At 51.4% G+C, this 20206-nt stretch carries 17 protein-coding genes; 10 read left to right on the top strand and 7 right to left on the bottom strand.

Annotated elements, in window-relative coordinates; translation table 11 throughout:
* The 9 genes from BOC67_RS04065 (at window position 1) to BOC67_RS04025 (ending at window position 9830) form a co-directional block, all read left to right on the top strand.
* A complete protein-coding gene (locus BOC67_RS04065; RefSeq protein WP_291907621.1) occupies window positions 1–1410 on the top strand; it encodes an FAD-linked oxidase C-terminal domain-containing protein in 1410 nt (469 codons plus the stop codon).
* Window positions 1411–1420: 10 nt separating this feature from the next.
* Window positions 1421–2044, top strand: a complete 624-nt coding sequence (locus BOC67_RS04060; RefSeq protein ID WP_291907618.1) for a hypothetical protein — start codon at window positions 1421–1423, stop codon at window positions 2042–2044.
* Between the two features lie 119 nt (window positions 2045–2163).
* Entirely contained in the window at window positions 2164–2841 is a 678-nt protein-coding gene (locus BOC67_RS04055; protein WP_291907615.1) for an HAD family hydrolase, read from the top strand.
* Between the two features lie 16 nt (window positions 2842–2857).
* The gene (locus tag BOC67_RS04050) at window positions 2858–3997 is read left to right on the top strand and encodes a TIGR03364 family FAD-dependent oxidoreductase (RefSeq protein WP_291907612.1); all 1140 of its coding nucleotides are present in this window, start codon (window positions 2858–2860) and stop codon (window positions 3995–3997) included.
* 498 nt (window positions 3998–4495) lie between these two features.
* Window positions 4496–5113, top strand: coding sequence for a TIGR00730 family Rossman fold protein (locus BOC67_RS04045; RefSeq protein WP_291907610.1), 618 nt, complete (start codon window positions 4496–4498; stop codon window positions 5111–5113).
* Window positions 5114–5241: 128 nt separating this feature from the next.
* A complete protein-coding gene (locus BOC67_RS04040; protein WP_291907607.1) occupies window positions 5242–5883 on the top strand; it encodes an O-methyltransferase in 642 nt (213 codons plus the stop codon).
* Window positions 5884–5921: 38 nt separating this feature from the next.
* A complete protein-coding gene (locus tag BOC67_RS04035; RefSeq protein WP_291907604.1) occupies window positions 5922–7391 on the top strand; it encodes a glucosaminidase domain-containing protein in 1470 nt (489 codons plus the stop codon).
* Between the two features lie 49 nt (window positions 7392–7440).
* A complete protein-coding gene (gene hpt / locus BOC67_RS04030; protein ID WP_291907599.1) occupies window positions 7441–7977 on the top strand; it encodes a hypoxanthine phosphoribosyltransferase in 537 nt (178 codons plus the stop codon).
* A 110-nt stretch (window positions 7978–8087) separates the two neighbouring features.
* Window positions 8088–9830, top strand: coding sequence for a von Willebrand factor type A domain-containing protein (locus BOC67_RS04025; protein ID WP_291907596.1), 1743 nt, complete (start codon window positions 8088–8090; stop codon window positions 9828–9830).
* Window positions 9831–9872: 42 nt separating this feature from the next.
* On the opposite strand, the gene BOC67_RS04020 is transcribed toward BOC67_RS04025, so the two are convergent.
* The 3 genes from BOC67_RS04020 to BOC67_RS04010 all read right to left on the bottom strand — a co-directional run bounded on the left by BOC67_RS04020 (window position 9873) and on the right by BOC67_RS04010 (window position 12757).
* Window positions 9873–10814 (bottom strand): class I SAM-dependent methyltransferase, encoded by a 942-nt coding sequence (locus BOC67_RS04020; RefSeq protein ID WP_291907593.1) that lies wholly within the window; start codon window positions 10812–10814, stop codon window positions 9873–9875.
* A 105-nt stretch (window positions 10815–10919) separates the two neighbouring features.
* On the bottom strand, window positions 10920–12083 hold the full coding sequence (gene dnaJ, locus BOC67_RS04015) for a molecular chaperone DnaJ (RefSeq protein WP_291907590.1): 1164 nt from the start codon (window positions 12081–12083) through the stop codon (window positions 10920–10922).
* Window positions 12084–12196: 113 nt separating this feature from the next.
* Window positions 12197–12757, bottom strand: a complete 561-nt coding sequence (locus tag BOC67_RS04010) for a nucleotide exchange factor GrpE (protein WP_291907588.1) — start codon at window positions 12755–12757, stop codon at window positions 12197–12199.
* Between the two features lie 159 nt (window positions 12758–12916).
* On the opposite strand from BOC67_RS04010, the gene BOC67_RS04005 reads away from it, so the two are divergent.
* Window positions 12917–14089 carry a class I SAM-dependent rRNA methyltransferase gene (locus BOC67_RS04005; RefSeq protein WP_291907585.1) on the top strand — a complete coding sequence of 391 codons (1173 nt, stop codon included), beginning with the start codon at window positions 12917–12919 and terminating at the stop codon, window positions 14087–14089.
* Window positions 14090–14248: 159 nt separating this feature from the next.
* On the opposite strand, the gene BOC67_RS04000 is transcribed toward BOC67_RS04005, so the two are convergent.
* The 4 genes from BOC67_RS04000 to BOC67_RS03985 all read right to left on the bottom strand — a co-directional run bounded on the left by BOC67_RS04000 (window position 14249) and on the right by BOC67_RS03985 (window position 20063).
* Window positions 14249–14605 carry a T9SS type A sorting domain-containing protein gene (locus tag BOC67_RS04000; RefSeq protein ID WP_291907582.1) on the bottom strand — a complete coding sequence of 119 codons (357 nt, stop codon included), beginning with the start codon at window positions 14603–14605 and terminating at the stop codon, window positions 14249–14251.
* A gap of 198 nt (window positions 14606–14803) precedes the next feature.
* Entirely contained in the window at window positions 14804–15835 is a 1032-nt protein-coding gene (locus BOC67_RS03995) for a PorP/SprF family type IX secretion system membrane protein (RefSeq protein ID WP_291907580.1), read from the bottom strand.
* Window positions 15836–15852: 17 nt separating this feature from the next.
* A complete protein-coding gene (locus BOC67_RS03990) occupies window positions 15853–18696 on the bottom strand; it encodes a PKD domain-containing protein (RefSeq protein WP_291907577.1) in 2844 nt (947 codons plus the stop codon).
* A 158-nt stretch (window positions 18697–18854) separates the two neighbouring features.
* Window positions 18855–20063 carry an IS4 family transposase gene (locus BOC67_RS03985; protein ID WP_291907574.1) on the bottom strand — a complete coding sequence of 403 codons (1209 nt, stop codon included), beginning with the start codon at window positions 20061–20063 and terminating at the stop codon, window positions 18855–18857.
* Window positions 20064–20206 lie beyond the last annotated feature (143 nt).

Raw genomic sequence — 20206 nt, 5'->3', positions numbered from 1 at the left:
ATGACCACATTGAATAAGGTAACTGCCGCGCATATAGCGGCATTACGGGAAATAGCAGGAGATAAGAACGTGCTGGTGGATGAGGAGAGCCTGAACCGCTATGCACAGGACGAAACCGAAGATTTACACTTCCTCCCGGAAGTAGTGGTGAAGCCGGAAACCACCGAACAGGTAAGCAAAATTATGCAGCTCTGTCAACGGGAACTGCTGCCCGTTACTCCCCGTGGCGGCGGTACCGGCCTGAGTGGCGGCGCACTGCCCCAGCTGGGCGGCGTACTCCTCTCCATGGAAAGATTTAACAGGATTATAGAAATAGATGAAAGAAACCTGCAGGTCACCACGGAACCGGGCGTGATCACGGAAGTGCTGCAGAATGCCGTGAAGGAAAAAGGGCTCTTTTATCCGCCTGACCCCAGCAGCAGGGGTACCTGCTTCATCGGGGGAAATATTGCCGAAAACTCCGGTGGCCCAAAAGCCGTGAAGTACGGCGTGGTAAAGGATTACGTGCTGAACCTGGAACTGGTGCTGCCCTCCGGGGAAGTGATCTGGACGGGGGCGAATGTGCTGAAGAATTCCACCGGTTATAACCTCACCCAGCTGGTGGTTGGCAGCGAAGGCACCCTCGGCATTGTGACCAAAATTGTATTGCGCCTCATTCCGCTCCCTAAATACGACCTGCTGATGCTGGTGCCGTTCCGCTCTGCGGAAAGCGCCTGCGCCGCCGTGAGCGCGATTTTCAGAGCGGGCTATACTCCCAGCGCCATGGAGTTCATGGAGCGCGATGCGCTGCTGTGGGTAACGCGCTTTGTAGATGCGTCTACCGTGAAAATTGAGGACGATATCCAGGCGCATCTGCTGATTGAAGTGGATGGAAACTACCCGGAAGTACTGATGCAGGAAATGGAAGGCATTGCCGGCATCGTGGAAGGGTACGATATCGGCGAGATATTGTTCGCAGAGGATTCCACGCAGAAGGAAGAACTCTGGAAACTCCGCCGCCGCGTAGCGGAGGCCGTAAAGGCGAATTCTGTTTATAAGGAGGAAGATACAGTGGTGCCAAGGGCCGAGCTGCCCGTATTGCTGAAAGGCGTCAAGGAAATAGGCCGTAAGTATGGATTTCATTCCGTATGCTACGGTCATGCCGGAGACGGAAATCTGCATGTGAACATCATCCGCGGCAACCTCACAGAGGAACAGTGGAATGGTACGCTTACGGAAGGCATCCGCGAAATATTCCGGCTGGTGAAGGATTTGAAGGGAACCATTTCCGGCGAACACGGTATTGGCCTCGTACAGAAGAATTATTTGGACATCGTGTTTGATAATACCTCCCTGCATATTATGCGGCAAATAAAACAGATATTTGATCCCAATAATATCCTCAACAGAGGAAAAATATTTGACTGTTAAATACCGATATATGAAGAAACTGCTTTTGGGTTTGCTTTTAGTGGCCGGCATACAGTCGGTAAATGCCCAATACTATCAAACTGACCCTACCCGCCGCCAGCCCCCTGCACAGTCGCCCGCACCCGCGCAAAAAGGCTTTGACCCCAATCGCCTGATCCTGGGAGGCTCCATCGGCGCCGTTTTCGGCGATTATACCAATGTGAATATCAGTCCCCTGGTAGGCTACCGGTTCAATGACTATATCGCTGCCGGTATCAACGTGAATGCGCAGTACGGCCAGATCCGCTACCGCGATCTTTACGACGTGACCACTGAGCGCAATACCTACGGCATCTTCGGCGGTGGCGTATGGGGCCGCGTATATCCGATCCCCCAGCTGTTTGTGCATGTGCAGCCGGAATACAACGGCATCTCTGAAAAAAGTACCCTCTACGATGTGCCCAACCTCGGGGATAAATCTGTTTATAAATCCACCTACGGCGTTCCCAGCCTGCTCCTCGGCGCCGGCTATACGCAAGGCGTTGGCGGCAGGGTAGGCATCAGCTTCGCCGTTATGTACGACGTCCTGCAGGACAATCGCTCTCCTTACAATAATCAACTGATTTACAGGGCCGGCGTTGGCTTAGGCTTCTAGTCGCCGGTATATTTCCATCCGGAAAAGGGTTAAATTAACCCTGTGTTAAATGTTTATAAAGGCTAAACTTTATTTTAGTATCTATACTACCTTTGCGTGGTAATTATAAACAAAGCCAGATGGGAATACAGTTAGCTGTTTTTGATATTGCAGGCACCACCCTGCACGATGAATCCAACGTAGCGCAGGTATTGCAACAGGCGGTAAGGACCGCCGGCGTGGAAGTAACCATAGGAGAAGTCAACGAAGTAATGGGTTACGCCAAGCCTTTTGCGATCCGTTACCTGTTGCAGGCGAAGCAGCACCCCCGTTATAACGACGACGCCTATATCGGCGGGCTGCACGAGATATTTGTGAACAATATGAAAGCGCATTATGCCGGCAGTCCGGCCGTTCGTGAAAAAGAAGGCGTAACCGCCGTATTCGCGGCGCTGCGGCAAAGGGGTATCAAAGTGGCGCTGGATACGGGCTTTGACCGCGACATCACCAACGTGATCCTGCAGCGCACCGGCTGGCAGGCAAACGGCCTCGTAGACGCCGTGGCCACCAGCGATGAAGTGCCGCACGGCCGCCCTTACCCTTACATGATTTACCGTCTCATGGAGCAGCTGGAAATCCCCAGCATTGCGCAGGTAGCCAAAGTGGGGGATACTATTTCCGACCTGGAAGAAGGCAGCAATGCCGGATGCGCGGTAGTGGCGGGCGTTACCACCGGCGCCTACACCCGCGAGGAGCTGGCCAAAGGCCCGCATACCCACCTGATCGCACAACTCGACGAATTACTCCACATCATCTAATAATATTTTTACCACCATGCAACAGCAACAGGCGGAAGTAGCCGTAATAGGCGCCGGGATAGTAGGTTTGGCCATGGCTTACCAGCTGGCCAGGCAAGGCAGGAAGGTTGTCCTGTTTGAACGGAACAGTAAGGCCATCAGCGCGTCCATACGCAACTTCGGGCTGGTATGGCCCATAGGCCAGACGGCCGGTAAAATGTACAACCGCGCCATGAGCAGCCGCAAAACCTGGCTGGAACTGGCCGCGGCTACCGGGTTACAATGTCAGCAAACGGGATCACTGCACCTGGTCTACAACCAGGATGAACTGGCAGTTTTAGAAGAGTTCACGGCCGCGGCTACGGGCAATGGCTATGCCTGTACGCTCCTGTCTCCCCAAAAAATAACCCAATACTCCCATGCCGTAAAGCAGGAAGGGCTGCTGGGGGCCATGTGGAGCGATACGGAAATGACCGTAAACCCCCGCCAGGCCAGCGCCGCCATCGCCAAATACCTGGAAGAGGCCATGCAGGTAACGGTACGTTTCGGAACGGCCGTGAATGGCATCAGTATGCCTTATATCGAAACAAGGGACGAACGCTGGAAGGTGGACCAGGTGTACGTATGCAGCGGGGCGGATTTTGAAACCCTGTACCCGGCGGAATTTTCCAAATCCTTTCTCACCAAATGCAAGCTCCAGATGATGCGCACCGTGCCGCAGCCGGGCAACTGGCAGCTGGGCCCCGCGCTCTGCGCTGGCCTTACCCTGCTCCATTACGCTTCGTTTAACAGCTGTACCACGCTGGAGGCTGTACGAAAACGCGTGGAAGCGGAAATGCCGGAGTATGTGCAATGGGGTATTCACCTGCTGGTGTCGCAAAACGGCGCCGGGGAGCTGACCATCGGGGATTCCCATGAGTACGGCCCTGACTTTGAACCGTTTGACAAGGCCTTTATCAATGACCTCATTCTCAAATACATGCATACATTCCTGCAGGCCCCTGATTATACCATACAGGAGCAATGGCATGGCATTTATCCCAAACTGAAAAACGGGCAAACGGAGCTGGTGTACTCCCCTGAAAAGGATGTGACCATCGTCAATGGTCTCGGCGGGGCCGGTATGACGCTCTCCTTTGGCCTGGCGGAAGAGATTGTAACAGGCCGCTACCGGTAGAGCGGTGAACAATTGTAACAAGTGAATGCTCCTGCGGCGTGTGCTGATCGCCCGCCCGGGGGCATTCCCCTTTCTATACTTAGTGTATATACGTAAAACTAAAATTAGGTTATTGCCTAAATATGCAATAATTTAAGCCCCTATTAACCGTTATGAAAAAATAGCCAGCTTTGCAACGTTTCTGCAGCATAGTATGAAGAGCTTTGCTGCACGTTCATAACGTGTTAAATGGAAAGCAGGTTTCTTTTGAGTTACCTGCTTTTTTTGTGGGGGTAGGCGGCAAAGCGCACCGGGGATGCCTGGCTTTTGCACCCGCGGCGCGCTTTGCAGGACAAGATAGTCAATTGCACCGCCCACCAAAAATCTCACACCTTTCCCCAAAAATCCCTAAATTGAGCCTGGCATAAATGATTACGCATGAATGATAGATTAAAGAATTTAAAGGAAAGGGATTGGACAGAAACACGAGCGCATTCAAGTTGGCAAATCTTTAAGATCATGGCGGAATTCGTCGATGGTTTTGAATCTCTCGCGAAAATTGGCCCCTGCATCTCCATATTCGGTTCCGCGCGTACCAAGCCGGGTAACCGCTACTATGAGCTCTCCGAGGAAATCGCCTTCCGCCTCGCGGAAGAAGGCTTCGGTATCATTACCGGCGGAGGCCCCGGCGTAATGGAAGCGGCCAACAAAGGCGCCCAGCGCGCCGGCGGGAAGTCGGTAGGCGCCAATATCACGCTGCCACATGAGCAATATCCTAATCCATACATTGATAACGACAAGCGGCTCAATTTCGATTACTTCTTCGTCCGCAAAGTGATGTTCACCAAGTATTCCCAGGGCTTCGTAATGATGCCCGGCGGCTTCGGTACCATGGACGAATTTTTTGAAGTAGCCACCCTGATCCAGACCAAAAAAATGGAAGAAACGCCGATGGTACTGGTAGGGCGCGAGTATTGGAGCGGGCTGCTGGAATGGATCCGCACCACGATGATGGAAAAGGAAAGCAATATCAACCCGGCTGACCTCGACCTGTTGCAGCTGTTTGATACTGCCGATGAAGTGGTGGAGTACTTCAGGGTATTCTACACCACCAACAAACTCCGGCCAAATTTCTGATAAAACAAGCCATAATTGCCCATTTAAACGCCCCGGATACGCATAAACTGCTATACCGGGGCGTTTAGTATTTATCGCCTGGTGTTCAAAGCTTAGGGGTTTTCTTTAGCTTTGCAGAAATTTTATATATGGAGCTGATACCGGTAGCAGTGGAGCAATTTTCAGAAAAATACACCACCCCTGAAAGTGAGTTGTTATACAAATTACACAGGGAAACCTATCTGAAAGTGGAGCAGCCGCATATGTTAAGCGGCCATGTACAGGGGCAGTTGCTGAGTATGATCAGTCACATGATACGCCCCATGCGTGTACTCGAACTGGGTACCTACACCGGTTATTCCGCCATCTGCCTGGCGCAGGGGCTGCAGCCGGGCGGTATTTTACATACGGTAGATGTGAATGAAGAGCTGGAAACACTCTGTCGTAAATACTGGGAGGCTACGGGGAATGCGGACAGGATCCGCCTGCATATCGGTAAGGCAGCTGCCGTCATCGACTCGCTGGACGAGGTGTTTGACCTGGTATTCATCGACGCCGATAAAGCAGGATACGAACATTATTACGACCAGGTTTGGGATAAACTCCGGCCCGGCGGTTTTATCCTGGCAGACAATGTGTTGTACCACGGCCAGGTACTGTTGCCCGAAAATGAAAGAGGCAGCCAGGCCAAAGCAATGGTGCGCTTCTGCGAAAAAGTACTCGCAGACGACCGCGCAGAACAGGTACTATTGACTATCCGTGATGGCGTGCTGTTGATCAGGAAGAAGTAGGCATCACAATGAATTACGCCCATTAAATTCTAACATACATGCAAGTAAGAAAATTCTTGTTGGTGGTCTGTTTTCTACTTGGCTCCGCATTGCTGGTGAAGGCGCAGAGAATTACCACCCAGCAATACATAGCCACCTACTACCAGCTGGCTATCGATGAGCAACGCCGCTCCGGCGTGCCTGCTGCCATAACGCTGGCCCAGGGCGTGGTGGAAACCCAGTCCGGCAACGGTACCCTTTGCCAGCAGTCCAACAACCACTTCGGTATTAAATGTAAAAATACCTGGACGGGCAAAACCATAAAATACGATGACGACGAGGCGCAGGAATGCTTTCGTGTGTACGATTCCGCGGAAGAGTCCTACCGGGACCATTCCGACTTCCTGCGTAACAATCCCCGCTACGGCTTCCTCTTCCAGTTTGACGGGGAGGACTATAAATCCTGGGCCTATGGCCTCAAACAGGCCGGTTACGCGACCAATAAATCCTATCCGCAGCAGCTCATCAAGGTGATTGAAGACAATAACCTGCAACGCTACTCGCTGATTGCCCTGGGTAAATTATCCCCGGAAGCGGTAGCCGCTGAAAATGCCGCTATCGCCGGCACGGTGGTGAATCCGAAGCCCCGCCCGGTGAATAACAACAATTCCTCTTCAGCGCCTTCCTATAACAACAGCACCGCTTCCCGCCCTGCGAAGCCTTCCAGGCCGGCAGGCAGCTATCCGAAAGGAGTATTTGAGATCAACGGCCGCAAAGTGATTTACGCAAAAGCCGGAACATCGCTGATTGCATTAGCGAGCCAGCGCGATATACGGCTGAGCAAACTCGTACGCTTTAACGATCTTCCGAACGACGCGCCGCTGAAGAAAGATATGCTCATCTTCCTGCAAAAAAAATCCAAACGGGGTAGTAAGGATTACCACGTAGTAGCCGGTGGTGAAACCACCCACGACGTGGCGCAGGCGGAAGGCATCCAGCTAAAATGGCTGCGCCGCAGGAATAAACTGCACGATGGCGAAGAAGCGGCCGCCGGCCAGCAGCTGGCGCTTAACGGCTACGCATCCAAAACGCCTGTACTGGCAAAAGCTACCCGCATTTTGAAAGAGGAAGAAGAAGAGCCGGAAGATTTTTCGCCGGGTAAAATGGTGAAAGAAATTAAAGAGGAAATGTCCAAACCCGCTACCGGCGGCGTGGCTTCCATTCCGCCTTCCAAACCAGGCGGCGTGCCGGTGCCCGTTGTAGCGGAGCCGGAAAATAATGAAGCAACCAGCGTACCGGCGAAGGCCGCCATGCCTAAGCCCGCGCCGGCAGGGCCAGCGCCGGCGCCTGTGCGGACCGCGCCCGCTCCCGTAAAGTCCGGCGGACAACTGTACCACGAAGTACAGCCAAAGGAAACACTGTACGGCATCGCTAAATTGTACAACAAAACTGTAACCCAGTTACAGGAATGGAATAATTTGCAGGGCTACGATATTAAGATCGGACAGCGCCTGCTTGTGGGAAAGTAAAGCACCCATCTTTTCGTGCTTTTATTTGTTAAATTGGAAATGAGTATTTATGTCGGTAATCACAGTGCATGACAAACAGTTTCAACCTTATATCAATGCTGCGGATCTGCAGCAGCGTATCAAGGAAATGGCCACCCAGATCAATCATGATCTGAAAGGGGAGCGCCCTTTGTTTATTGCTATCCTGAATGGTTCTTTTATGTTCGCTGCGGATATGTTTAAACATATCAACATCGATGCAGAGATATCCTTTATCAAACTGGCCTCCTATAAAGGCACCAAATCCACCGGCAACGTAGTGCAGGCCATCGGTTTGGATGAAGACCTCTATAACCGTACCGTTGTGATCCTGGAGGATATTGTGGATACCGGTAAAACTTTAAGCCAGTTTTTACCACAGCTGGAACACCAGCAACCCAAACAACTGCTGGTAGCTTCCCTGCTCACCAAGCCGGATGCTATGGTGCATCCGATCAAGATCGATTACCTCGGATTTTCCGTACCCAATAAATTCCTCCTGGGTTATGGGCTCGACTATGATGGCCTGGGCCGTAACCTGCCGGAAATCTACCAGCTGGTAGAGTAGTACGCCAAAAATGCCTGAAAAGCCTGGTTTTTACCCGAAAACCAGGCTTTTTTTATGCGCCGGACCATAGACCCCCATGGATTTGTCAGCAGAAATTTTTAATTTAATCCATGCGAAAGTTGCTTTTGCTGCTGGTCTGCTGCTGTAACCTCGCCAGCGCGCAAACCGCATGGATTTCCGGGGCAGTGGAAGACAGTACCGCCCATAAACCCCTGAGCGGTGTAGCCGTCAGCGTTATGAATGATACCGCCATGGCGGTAACGAACAGCTATGGCCTGTTTCGCATCGCGGCCTCCAAACCGCTGATCCGGCTTAAATTTGAACTGGAAGGCTACGATACCCGGATCATTTACGCCAGGCCCGGCGAGTATCTCCTGATACGGCTTATGCCCCGGCGCAATGCGACTGATGCCATCGCGCTGGCCAAAGCAAGGGCTAATATCTCCCGTAACAGTAACCCCAATTATACCAATGCCGGTATCGGCTTGTACACCTTTTTCAATGAAACCTACGGCGCTACCTATGAAAATAAGTTCCAGCGCACCAGCGTGGCGCCTGCCTCCAACTTTGCCGTGGATGTGGACAGGGCTTCCTACAGCAACATCCGCCGCTTCCTGCGCCAAAAGGCCAAAGTGCCCAAAGATGCCGTCCGCATCGAGGAGATGATCAACTACTTCCATTACAGTTATCCCCTGCCGGGCAACGGTGAAACCATGAAACTCTCCGCCTGCTATACCAGCTGCCCCTGGGAGCCTATGCACCGCCTGTTGCAGATCGTCATCCGGGGCAAAGCCGTACAATTGGATAGCCTGCCCCTGAGTAACCTCGTATTCCTCATCGATGCTTCCGGCTCCATGGGAGCCTCCAACAAGCTGCCCCTGTTACAGGCGGCCTTCCGGGTGCTGGTGAATAACCTGCGGGCGAAGGACAGAGTCGCCATCGTGGCGTATGCCAGCGAACCCAGTGTGATATTGCCTTCCACCACCGGCGACCAGAAAGAGAAAATCCTCAATGCCATCGATAACCTCAACGCCAACGGGGCTACCGCCGGCGAGGCAGCCATCAAAATGGCCTACAAGGTAGCAAACCAAAACTTCATCCCCGGTGGAAACAACCGCGTGATACTAGCTACCGACGGGGATTTCAACGTGGGGCGTTCCAGCGACGAGGAGATGGAAGAACTGATTACCAACGCCCGGGAAAGCGGTGTACTGCTGACCTGCCTGGGAGTAGGAATGAAGAATTATAAGGATTCCAAACTCAAGGTGATGGCGGGGAAAGGCAATGGGAACTTCGCCTATGTGGACGACCTAGATGAAGCCAACAAGATTTTTGCCCAGGAATTCGGCAGCACGCTATTCACCATCGCCAAGGACGTGAAAGCGCAGGTGACTTTCAATCCGCGCACGGTAAAATCGTACAGGCTTATCGGTTATGAAAACAAGGTGCTGGCGGATGCCGGCGCCGGCAGGGATTCTATCGGCGGCGGCATCATCGGCAGCGGGCATTGCGCCGTAGCCCTGTATGAAATATTGCCGGCGGATAGCATGGCCGCAGGAGATACCTTGCTGGCGGATATTAAGGTTACGTACCGCGCGCCATACAGTGAGGCGCCGGAGGAGAAGGAATTGCCGGTGGGCAACGGTTGCGCGGCTTTTAACGAGGCGGCGCCGGACCACCGGTTCGCAGCGGCCGTGGCCTTATTCGGTATGCTGCTCCGGAATTCCGCTTACCGGGGCTGCGGTGATTGGGATATGGTGGAGCATATGGCGAAAAACGCCGTGGGAAAGGATAAGAGCGGGTACCGGCAGGAGTTTTTGAAGCTGGTAAAGCTGGCCAGGAAGCAACAGTAAAAGCCGCTGCCCATCCATGGTAGCGGATGGGGAGAGAAACAATTATTTAATGATCCTGTAGCACTGGCGGATCATCTTCTGCTGAAAATCAAACGGTAAGGTTTGTGCCGTAATATCCTTGATGGAGCTGGCTTCTATCTGATCGCTTTCCATGATGAAGCGGCGATAGTTGTTGCTGAAGTAGATCACCCCGCCTTTTTTCGTGGCCAGCAATACTTTGTTGAGCAGTACCACGTGATCCCGCTGGATATCGAGGAATTCCTTCATGCGCTTACTGTTGCTGAAGGTAGGCGGGTCCATGATCACCAGGTCGTAGGTGTTTAGTTTGAGCGTATCCAGGTACTGGAGTACGTCCGCATGTACGAACTGGTGTTTGGAAGGGTCGATATCGTTGAGGCGGAAATTCTCTTCCGCCCAGGCCAGGTAGGTTTTTGAAAGGTCCACGGAGGTTACTTCCGCGGCGCCGCCGGCGGCTGCGTAAACGGAGAAGGAACCGGTGTAGCAAAAGAGGTTGAGTACTTTTTTGTCTTTCGCTTCGTCCCGCACCATGGAGCGGGTGATGCGGTGATCCAGGAAGAGGCCTGTATCAAGGTAGTCGGACAGGTTGACTTTAAATTTGAGCCCGGCCTCATGGGCTACCATTTCATGGCTTTCCGTGCTGAGCTTTTCATACTGACTTTGCCGGTTCTCCTTGCGCTGGCGCTGTTTTACCCATATTTTGGCTGGTTCAACGCCCAGTACTTTGCTGATCAGCTCCAGGCAGGCGTCCAGCCAGGCTTCATGCGTTTCCTCGTCCATACCGTGTTTGCGGTGGTACTCCGCGATGTACACGTAGTCCTCATACATTTCAATACTGAACGGGAATTCAGGGATATCGTCGTCGTATATACGGTAGCAGGTGATATGCTGGCGGCGGGCCAGTTTGGAAATATGCCGGTGTACTTTGGTCAACCGGTTTTCGAACATCTGCATTTTATCAGTCATGGTGCTATGGATTTGGGCCGGGGCCGGAGGCCGGGAAAAAAACAAGGAGAGAAAGGGCTGTTGGGCCGTTTCTCTCCTTGCAGAAAAGTGTATTGATTACTCCGCTCAGCTGAAAATATCTCTCACCTTTTCGAAAAAACCTTTTTCAGATTTTTCCGGGTTCGGTTTAAAGTTTTCGGAAGCGTTGAGTTTATCGATCATATCTTTTTCTTCGCTGGTCAGGTTTTGAGGCGTCCATACGTTTACCTGGATGAGCTGATCGCCGCGGTCGTAGGAGTTAACGGATGGGAAGCCTTTTCCTTTCAGGCGGAAGATTTTACCGCTTTGTGTGCCGGCAGGGATCTTGATTTTAGCCTTACCGTCGATGGTGGGCACTTCTACGGAGGTGCCGAATACTGCGTCCGGGAAGGAGATGTGCAGGTCGTAGGCTACGTTGAGGCCATCGCGCTGCAGTTCCGGATGCGGTTCCTCTTCGATGAGGATGAGGAGATCGCCGGGGGCGCCGCCTCTTTCGCCGGCGTTGCCTTTGCCGCTCATGCTGAGCTGCATGCCTTCCGCCACGCCTGCAGGGATGTCGATGCTGACGGTTTCTTCGCCATACATGCGGCCTTCGCCTTTACAGTGGTTACATTTGCTGGTAATGATCTGACCTTCGCCGTGGCAGTTAGGGCAGGTGGTCACGGTCTGCATCTGGCCGAGGAAGGTGGAAGTTACTTTTCTTACCTGACCGGAGCCACCGCAGGTGTTACAGGTCTGGAAAGAGTTTTTGTCTTTCGCACCGAGGCCGCCGCAATGCTGGCAGGACACGTATTTTTTGACCTTGATCTTTTTATTGGCGCCTTTAGCGATTTCTTCGTAGGTGAGTTTGATTTTCACGCGCAGGTTGGAACCGCGGGTACCTCTGCCACGGCGTCCCGGGCCGCCGCCTTGCCTGCCTCCTCCGAAGAAGGAGCCGAAGATATCATCACCGAAAATGTCACCGAAGTTGGAGAATATGTCGTCCATATTCATACCGCCGCCACCAAATCCACCGCGGTTACCGTTCATGCCGGCGTGCCCGAAGCGGTCGTACTGCGCGCGCTTGTCCGGGTCGCTCAGCACCTCGTATGCTTCAGCGGCTTCCTTGAATTTCTCTTCTGCCTCTTTATTGTTGGGATTACGGTCCGGGTGATATTGCATGGCTACTTTGCGGTAAGCCTTTTTAATCTCATCCTGCGAAGCCGTTTTCGACACAACAAGGACTTCGTAATAATCTCTTTTGGTAGACATTATATAAAAAACTTATAACTCCATTGGTATGGAGTTTTTGGTGCTGTTAAAAAATATAATAAATCCGTCAGTTGTCAGCATAGTAATAGACCTGGCTTATGCCACATCGTCATTTATTTACCTACTACCACTTTCGCGTGACGTATCAATTTGTCATTCATATAGTAGCCTTTCTGCAGCACGTCCAGCACTTTACCTGCGAGGTCCGGTGCAGGGGCAGGGATTTCAGTGATGGCGTCGTGCAGGTCCGGATCGAAAGGTTGGTGTAAGGCCTCCATTTCTTTCAGACCTTTTGAGAACAGGGAGTTTTTCAGTTTATTGAAAACCAGCTGGGAACCGTCTTTCACGGCCTGTAGCTCGGTGGCTGTTTCCATTTGTTTGGAAGCGCGTTCGCTATCGTCCAGTACATCCAGCAAAGATATGATAACATCCTTGCCGGCAGTTTGCATCAGTTCTAATTTTTCTTTGGCAGTACGTTTGCGGAAATTGTCGAATTCAGCCTGCAAACGGAGATATTTATCGCGCAGCTCTTTGATTTCCTGGTCTTTTTTCTCCAGGTCACCAACTTCTTCCAACTCATTATTCATATGCGAAGTTCCACTCATATTCTCATCAGCGTTAATATCTGGCATGCTGTTCTCATTGTCGGTATTGTTAATTTCCTCTTGATGCATGTCTTTTTCTTTTTCTGTCATAATTGTAATGATTGTCTGCAAAGATACGTTGTCAATTATTTTGCCAAGGGGTGATTTGGCGACAAATTGACATTGAACGGGTAATGCATGATAATGGCTGCTGCCTATTTCTTACCTTTGCACCTCGAATTGCGATAAATGACTAAAGTTTTTTTAAAGAAAAAGATACAAAACAGGGTTTTGCAGGGCCATCCCTGGGTTTTCGGGAACGAAGTGGGAGAGATCGACGGGCCGGTAAACGCCGGCGACATCGTGGATGTTTTCACGCACCAGGGCCATTTTGTGGGCCGCGGTTACATCAACCCCCAGTCCCAGATACTGGTACGCCTGCTCACCCGTGATAAATCCGAAGAGATCAACGATGAGTTTTTCTACCGCAGGCTCCTGAAATGCTGGGAATACCGCAAAAAGATCGGCTATGTGGAAAACTGCCGCCTTGTATTTGGGGAGGCGGATGAAATGCCGGCCCTCATCATCGATAAATTCAACGATTACCTGGTGATCCAGACGCTGGCACTGGGGATGGATAAATGGAAAGGGGCTATCGTGGATGCGCTGAACCGCATCTTCTCACCTAAAGGTATTTACGAGCGGAACGATGTGCCGGTGCGGGAACTGGAAGGGTTGGAGCAGCAGAAAGGCTTCCTCAGCGCGCCGTTTGACACCAACGTGATCATCAACGAAAACGGGCTCAAATTCCATGTGGATATCGTCAATGGGCAGAAAACCGGCTACTTCCTGGACCAGCAGGACAACCGCCGCGCTATCCAGCATATCGTAAAAGGCGCCGATGTACTGGAAGCATTCTGCTATACCGGTACCTTCTCCTGCCATGCCGGATACTATGGCGCTAAAAGCGTAATGGGACTGGATATTTCAGAACATGCCGTGAACACCGCCCGCCGCAATGCGGAGCTGAACAACCTGCAGGATATCTGTAAGTTCCAGGCAGTAAACGCGTTCGACCAGCTGAAGCAATGGACCCGCGAGGAGAAGAAATTCGACGTAGTTATCCTCGATCCGCCGGCCTTTACCAAAAGCAGGGAAAACATCCAGAAAGCCATCACCGGCTATAAGGAGATCAACCTCCGCGGGATGAAGCTCCTGAAGCCAGGCGGTTTCCTCGTAACGGCTTCCTGCACCAACCTGGTGCCGCCCAGCCTCTTCCTGGAAATTATCGATATGGCCGCCAAGGACGCTAAAAAGAAACTGCGCCAGGTTACCTTCCAGACGCAGGCCCAGGATCACCCGATCCTCTGGAATATCGAGAATACGACTTACCTGAAATTCCTGATTGTAGAAGTACAATAAGCATATTGCCACTGCCGGCTGATGGCGCCATCGGTTAGTACCTTACAGGAGGTTAGCAAACCGAACTATCTTATGGCCCACGTCGGACATGTATGTAAAAGGGTAAAGAAAAAGCCGGTCCATGTAGGACCGGCTTTTTAATATCGTTAAGGTTTATCGCTATTTCACTACATTGAACTTCCCGGATTCTACCAGGTTCCCCCTTCTGTCCCTCAGCTGGTAAATATACAGCCCGCTGTAATAATTATCCAGGTTCACCGTTGTACGCTGACCAATGGATTTCAACTGGTCAATTTTCTTTCCCAGGAAATTATATACAATAAGATCGTATAAACGCTCGTTATTATGTTGTTGCTGAATTTCGAAGTTGATAGCGGAGGTAGCGGGGTTCGGATACAGTCTGACAATTTTACTACCCCCGTCCGTTGCCGGCTGGGATTTGTCGGTCTGAGCGCTGCTCACCAACGAGAACAGGCAAAAAACCATAGATAAAATGAGGGTAGAGGATTTTAACATAGTGCTATAAAGATAAAATTATTTTCAAATATATTAACTTTTTTTGATTGATAAATCACACGATCTCTAGTGCACACCTCTATGTAAATTTAACAAATCCAGCGCCATTTTGTTAGCTTTTTTCTCGTTTTTATGTAAATTTTAACGGAAATTTTCGGCTGCCTGCACAATCTTTTGACGCTCAATTCGTTCCCGCGTTTAAAATCTTGGGCAATTCACACTCTCCAGCGTACTGTTGCGGCTGTTAAGGAAGCCTTTAAACACCAGTGAAATTTCAAAGCCCCCGAAACTCTGGCTCGCCGTCCTCAATTTGGAGATATTGGCGTCGTAACTCATCCCCAATTCATACTTATCCATATCGAGCTTTACCGTAGGGATCAACGCATCGTTCCAGCGGAGGAAGAGGCCGCCGAAAATGCCCCGGGTCGATTCCAGCCCCTGGTCCATCAGCGCATACCGCAGCATGGCCCCGCCGATGTACTCGGAGTAGCTGCCCTGGTGCAGCTGGTTGTATTCCGCCACCAGTTTCACCCGCTCTTCCAGCGGGATGGAAATGCCCGCGTTGAAGGTGAGCTTGGTGTTCAGCATGATGGACTTGTCGTTATAAAAAGAAACCTTCGGGCTGTTGAAATGGAAATACCCTACCCCGAGATAATAATTCACCTCTTCCCCGATCACACTGTTATAGCTCAGGCCCACGCCGGCATCCAGGTAGCTGTAGCCGCGCAGCGCCAGTTTACCCTCTTCCCCGGTAGGCATGGACGGATTAAAGCGGCCGCCGGTGTACTGGTTATCGAACGTCATATGCGCCGGGTCAAACTGCCGCTGCACAAAGCCGCCCATAAAGCCCAGGGAAAGGAAGCTGGCCTTGTCCGCATTGAGGGATTTATGGTAGTTGATGGCAGGCATGATCTGGGTAGATTGCAGCCGGCTGGTACCTGCCCGGTCGTAGGTCAGCTGCAGCCCGGTCGTCAGATAGTCGTTGGCGTTACCCACCGGGAATTTGATCTCCCCGCTCAAAGTACCCGTCTGGTAAGGAATGGTCACCTGGTTCCACTGGTTGCGGTACACCGCCTGGACCCGCACATCTCCATTGAAAATCCCTATCAGCGCCGGATTACGAAGGATGGGCGTTTCGTAGAATTGCGATAAATGGATGTCCTGCGCCATGGCGCCCGATCCATAGAGGGCCATGCAGGAAAGCAGGAGTAGTCGGTACAGGTGTTTCATGTATCCAGGTTATGATGTTATCTCAGTAATGTTAAATTGCCTTTCAGCTGCAACAGCTCGTTCGTGTCGCAATAAGCTTCCAGAAAATAAATGTACACGTCGGCGGACTGCGGCTGGCCTTTGAAGTAGCCATCCCAGCCCTTGCTGATATCGTCTGTATTAAATTTTTCGCGGTGGTACACTTCCTGCCCCCAGCGGTTGAATACGCGCAGCGACTTCACGAAACTGATGCCTTTCCCGCGGGGATAGAACACATCGTTTACGCCGTCTCCATTGGGACTGAAGCTGTTTGGAATAAAGATGGCATCGCTGCCGCAGACCAGGTTCACTTCCATGACATCAGTTTTCGTACAGCCGTATCGGTTAGTGCCGGTAATGCTGTAGGTCATTGGTTTGCGCACGGTGGCTATCGTAACCGGACTGTTAGGATGGCTGAGGTAGTCCGCCGGGGACCATTCCCATTTCACCACATCCAGGGAGCCGGTAGCCATCAGCGTGGTGGCGGTTCCTACGGAAATTGTCTGGTCCTTGCCGGCATTTACTTCCGGTGTGGGCTTCACGCTTACCTTCACTGTTACCGGCGTGCTGGCAGGGCACATCGGGTCGTTGGCGCCGGTTACCTGGTACGTGATATCCGCTGTGGGCGTGCTGATAGGGTCCGCAATTTTATTATTGGTGAGCCCATCCACCGGCGTCCAGTTATAATACGCGGCGCCGGAAGCCTGTAACTTGGTGCTGCTGCCATAGCAGACGATGATATCGCTGGCAGCCACCGTGAGGTTAGGCTTGGGCACTACGGTTACGTCCAGGGAATCCCGCATCGTACAGCCGTAGGCGTTAGTAGCTTCCGCCAGGTATTTTTTAGAGGCCGGGGGAGATACCACCGGCGTGGTGCAATAGATGCAGCTGATATTGTCCGTCGTAAGCCATTGCACATTCCCGTCTGTAATAGCGGTCAGCGTAGTGCCTGCGCCCTCGCAGATTTTCGGATTGGTAGCCGTTACCTTCAGGAACGGCGCCGGGTTGATCGTTACGGCTTTCGTGATACTATCCATACAATTACGGGCGTCCGTGATTACCAGCTTCACGTTATAGCTGCCGCTGGCGCTGTATTTGGTGGCCGGCGGCGTTTGCGAGGCGGACGCCAGTCCGTTCCCCAGGTCCCATTGCCAGTTGGTAAGGGGGATATTGGGAGATGTCACGGACGTGTTGCGGAAACTCACCGGCTGTCCGGCGCAAGCGCCTCCGGAAAGGTCGAAGTTGGCCGCCGGCGCCAATATGCTTATGTTCCCGGTTTTCCTCACCACATCGTCGCAATAGGCGGGGTGGTTGTAATGAATGGTCAGCTGGTCATCGTAAGTGCCGGCAGCCGGCCAGTTTTTCGTATAGCTTTGCGCGTTAGTCTGCTGCGTAGTGCCGTCTCCGAAGTTCCAGGTGTAGCCGGCCACCAGTTCCAGGGGCACGTTCAGCACCTCGTAGGTGGCATTGCTGCCCCGGCAAATAGCGCTTACTCCTGTGGTGAAATCCGCGTTGAAATAATACACCGTCTGGAAGCTGCTGTGCGTGCAGGCGCCGCCGTTGTCCTGTACGGTGAGGCGTACGGTGTATTTGCCGGGAGTAGTATAGGTATGTACCGCATCCCGGCCTGTTTCAACAGGGCTGTTGTCCCCGAAGTCCCACTGGTAAGTACTGCTGGCCGTGGTATTGGTACTGGTATTGGTGAAACTGAATTCGCTTTTTTTATTGCAGTTACGCACAAAACTAAAAGAAGATACCGGCCCGTTGATGGTAACCGCCACCGGCGTTGCCGCAGTGTAACAGCCGTTGCTGCCGGCTTTCATTTGTATGCTCAGGTTGCCGTTGGCGTTGAAGCTATGGCGGATATCATTGGAAGTGGTTTCCTGGGTGGCGCCATCGCCAAAGTCCCAGCTATAGGTATCCGCATACTGCGCGTTGGCGATCAGCCGCACCGGCTCCCCGGTGCAGGCCACCAGCGGCGCGGCCGTGAAGCTCACGTTGCCAGGCGGATTACCTGTGCGTACCTGCCTGTCGAACGTTTTTTTGATGACGCAGCCGCTGCTGGTATTCACCGTAAGCGTGACCGGGTAAGTACCGGTTTGCGTATAAGTATGTGTAACGGAAGCATTGCCGTTTTGCGTTACGCCATCTCCAAACTCCCAGGTATAACCGGTTACCGGGTCGTTAATGGTGTTGGTGGAAGTGGCGGTAAGCGCTGCCTGGTAAGGCACGCAGCCGGATACCGGGGCGCTGAGCGTTACTTCCGGCAGGGAAATATTGATGTAGGAGGCTTTGGTAACCTGCTGCGTACAGCCGTTGGCGTTAGCGACTTTCAACGTCACGTCAAACTTGCCTGCTTTGGAATAGGTATGCGCTACCGTGGCGCTGGTAGTGGTCACGGGTGCGCTGCCATCTCCGAAAGTCCAGGTGCGTACGGCGCCATCCGGCGTGAGGTCCGTGAAGTTAGCCGTGTACACTTTACAGCTTTGGGTAACGTCTGCCCGGAAATCAGGAACAGGCGTAGCCGCTACTGTAAATTCCTTATAGTAGCTGCTTTCCGTGTTATAATATTTTGCCGTAAGGGTAATACGTTTCACGCCGCCGGTGGTATAGGTAATTTGCGGATTTAAGTCATGCGAAGTACGGCCGTCCCCAAAATCCCAGGTGTACATTACCGGCGAGCCGGTGGTCGTGTTCTGTAATGTAACTGTAACAGGTGCGCACAATGATGCCGGGGAAGTAGTGTAAGTGAAGTTAGCCTGCTGGGCATAGAGCTTTCCTCCAACTAATAACACTATCAGTAACAACAATGTCCTGAAACATTTTGCCTGAGGATATTTCATAGGTTCGGGCGGTTTTTCATAAATCAGTCCACAAATTAATGAAAAAAATCATTATTGTCCGACAAAAATCGGGTTAAAAATGGCTGTAATCCCTTTCTGATAAGGATTACAGCCTAAAATTTGATTGTTTCAAAATGGGGGGAAGCTCCCCTCCTTTATTACGGTGAAAAGGCAAGCGATGATGCATTGTGTTTTTTTCTCCATGCTTTATATGTGTCTTTAATAAATTCCATCAGTCCAACATAGCTTGTCAGGTGTAATCTTATAACGGTGATCATATTAGCAAAAGATTTTTTCGTGGCAGCTTTCTTTCTGATGACCACCATCAGTAATTGAGCGATCAGCACGCAATAGACCTGCATTTTGACTGCATTGGGGCTTTCTCCCCAGAAATAGCGCAAAGGAAAATTCTGCTTGATCTGTTTAAAAAGCAATTCTATCATCCAGCGGTTCTTGTAAATGGTAGCTATCTGGGGTGCCGGTAAGGTAAAATTATTGGTGATGAACACATAAACCTTTCCTTCCGCTGTTTTAAAAGTGATGCGCCTAAGCTTTAGACGCCCCACCTCTTTTCCGTTCTGTTTTACCCCTACGGTGATGTATTGCTCTTTGAGCACACCTTTGACATTCTTCTTTTTGGTTTTATCCACCAATACTTTAGTAATGTGAAAATCTGCATTATCCTTCATCCGGGTTACAAACCAAACCTTTTGGGTTGTCCATTTGGCAAACTGATGATATACATTGTATGCCTTGTCGAACACCAGCCAGCTATTAGCCGCTAATTTCAGGTGGTACAGGAATTTCCGGTCATGTTCCCGGGCTTCTGTCATGCGAACAAACTCCGTTACCCCACTAAAAGCGTCCAGCATGGCGTGAACCTTTATACCGCCTTTCTTCCTGCCTCCGTCCAGCCGGTTACGACCAACACCCCGAAGTAACTCACAGAAAAGTTGAATAGTCGTACTGTCTATGATCTTCAGGTTCCGTATACTTAAACCCTTTAACCGGCTGTCCGAGATAAAACTATGATACTGCCGGAGCAATCCGTAATAAATCGTTTCAAAGACCTGGTAGCTGCGTTTATTATTCGCATCCGAGAGCGTACTGCGGGCTGGCGCTTTATCCAAACCCAGGTGGGACAACTTGCCCTCACAGGCCAACAGCCCCTCGCATAGCTCCCGCAGCCCGTTACAGTAACTGAACACCCCATACAGAAGGCTTACCAAATGAACCCGCAAGGGTAAGCGCTTATAATAACGGTTTGATTGATGCTTTCTGTTTGCCGCATGGATTATAGCACTGGGTATTACATCTAATATTTGAGATAATACCGGCTGTCCGGAAAAACTTTTATTTTCGCCCATGGTAATTTTAAGTGTGGTAACTCAAACTTACCAAATTGGGCGGTTCTTCGGAACTGCCTTTTTTCATCCTAAAACATTATTTTAGTCGGACAATAGTGGAAAAAAATAATAAAATGACCTGTCCTATCTATTTGCTATTGATT

The organism is Chitinophaga sp. CB10, from assembly GCA_001870995.2.
Classification (GTDB): domain Bacteria; phylum Bacteroidota; class Bacteroidia; order Chitinophagales; family Chitinophagaceae; genus Chitinophaga.
This window is presented reverse-complemented; position numbering and strand designations above follow the sequence as displayed.

Coding starts and splice junctions, on each gene's coding strand:
- BOC67_RS04065 (WP_291907621.1), top strand. CDS start 1: ATGACCACATTGAATAAGGTAACTGCCGCGCATATAGCGGCATTACGG.
- BOC67_RS04060 (WP_291907618.1), top strand. CDS start 1,421: ATGAAGAAACTGCTTTTGGGTTTGCTTTTAGTGGCCGGCATACAGTCG.
- BOC67_RS04055 (WP_291907615.1), top strand. CDS start 2,164: ATGGGAATACAGTTAGCTGTTTTTGATATTGCAGGCACCACCCTGCAC.
- BOC67_RS04050 (WP_291907612.1), top strand. CDS start 2,858: ATGCAACAGCAACAGGCGGAAGTAGCCGTAATAGGCGCCGGGATAGTA.
- BOC67_RS04045 (WP_291907610.1), top strand. CDS start 4,496: ATGGCGGAATTCGTCGATGGTTTTGAATCTCTCGCGAAAATTGGCCCC.
- BOC67_RS04040 (WP_291907607.1), top strand. CDS start 5,242: ATGGAGCTGATACCGGTAGCAGTGGAGCAATTTTCAGAAAAATACACC.
- BOC67_RS04035 (WP_291907604.1), top strand. CDS start 5,922: ATGCAAGTAAGAAAATTCTTGTTGGTGGTCTGTTTTCTACTTGGCTCC.
- hpt (WP_291907599.1), top strand. CDS start 7,441: ATGTCGGTAATCACAGTGCATGACAAACAGTTTCAACCTTATATCAAT.
- BOC67_RS04025 (WP_291907596.1), top strand. CDS start 8,088: ATGCGAAAGTTGCTTTTGCTGCTGGTCTGCTGCTGTAACCTCGCCAGC.
- BOC67_RS04020 (WP_291907593.1), bottom strand. CDS start 10,814: ATGACTGATAAAATGCAGATGTTCGAAAACCGGTTGACCAAAGTACAC.
- dnaJ (WP_291907590.1), bottom strand. CDS start 12,083: ATGTCTACCAAAAGAGATTATTACGAAGTCCTTGTTGTGTCGAAAACG.
- BOC67_RS04010 (WP_291907588.1), bottom strand. CDS start 12,757: ATGCATCAAGAGGAAATTAACAATACCGACAATGAGAACAGCATGCCA.
- BOC67_RS04005 (WP_291907585.1), top strand. CDS start 12,917: ATGACTAAAGTTTTTTTAAAGAAAAAGATACAAAACAGGGTTTTGCAG.
- BOC67_RS04000 (WP_291907582.1), bottom strand. CDS start 14,605: ATGTTAAAATCCTCTACCCTCATTTTATCTATGGTTTTTTGCCTGTTC.
- BOC67_RS03995 (WP_291907580.1), bottom strand. CDS start 15,835: ATGAAACACCTGTACCGACTACTCCTGCTTTCCTGCATGGCCCTCTAT.
- BOC67_RS03990 (WP_291907577.1), bottom strand. CDS start 18,696: ATGAAATATCCTCAGGCAAAATGTTTCAGGACATTGTTGTTACTGATA.
- BOC67_RS03985 (WP_291907574.1), bottom strand. CDS start 20,063: ATGGGCGAAAATAAAAGTTTTTCCGGACAGCCGGTATTATCTCAAATA.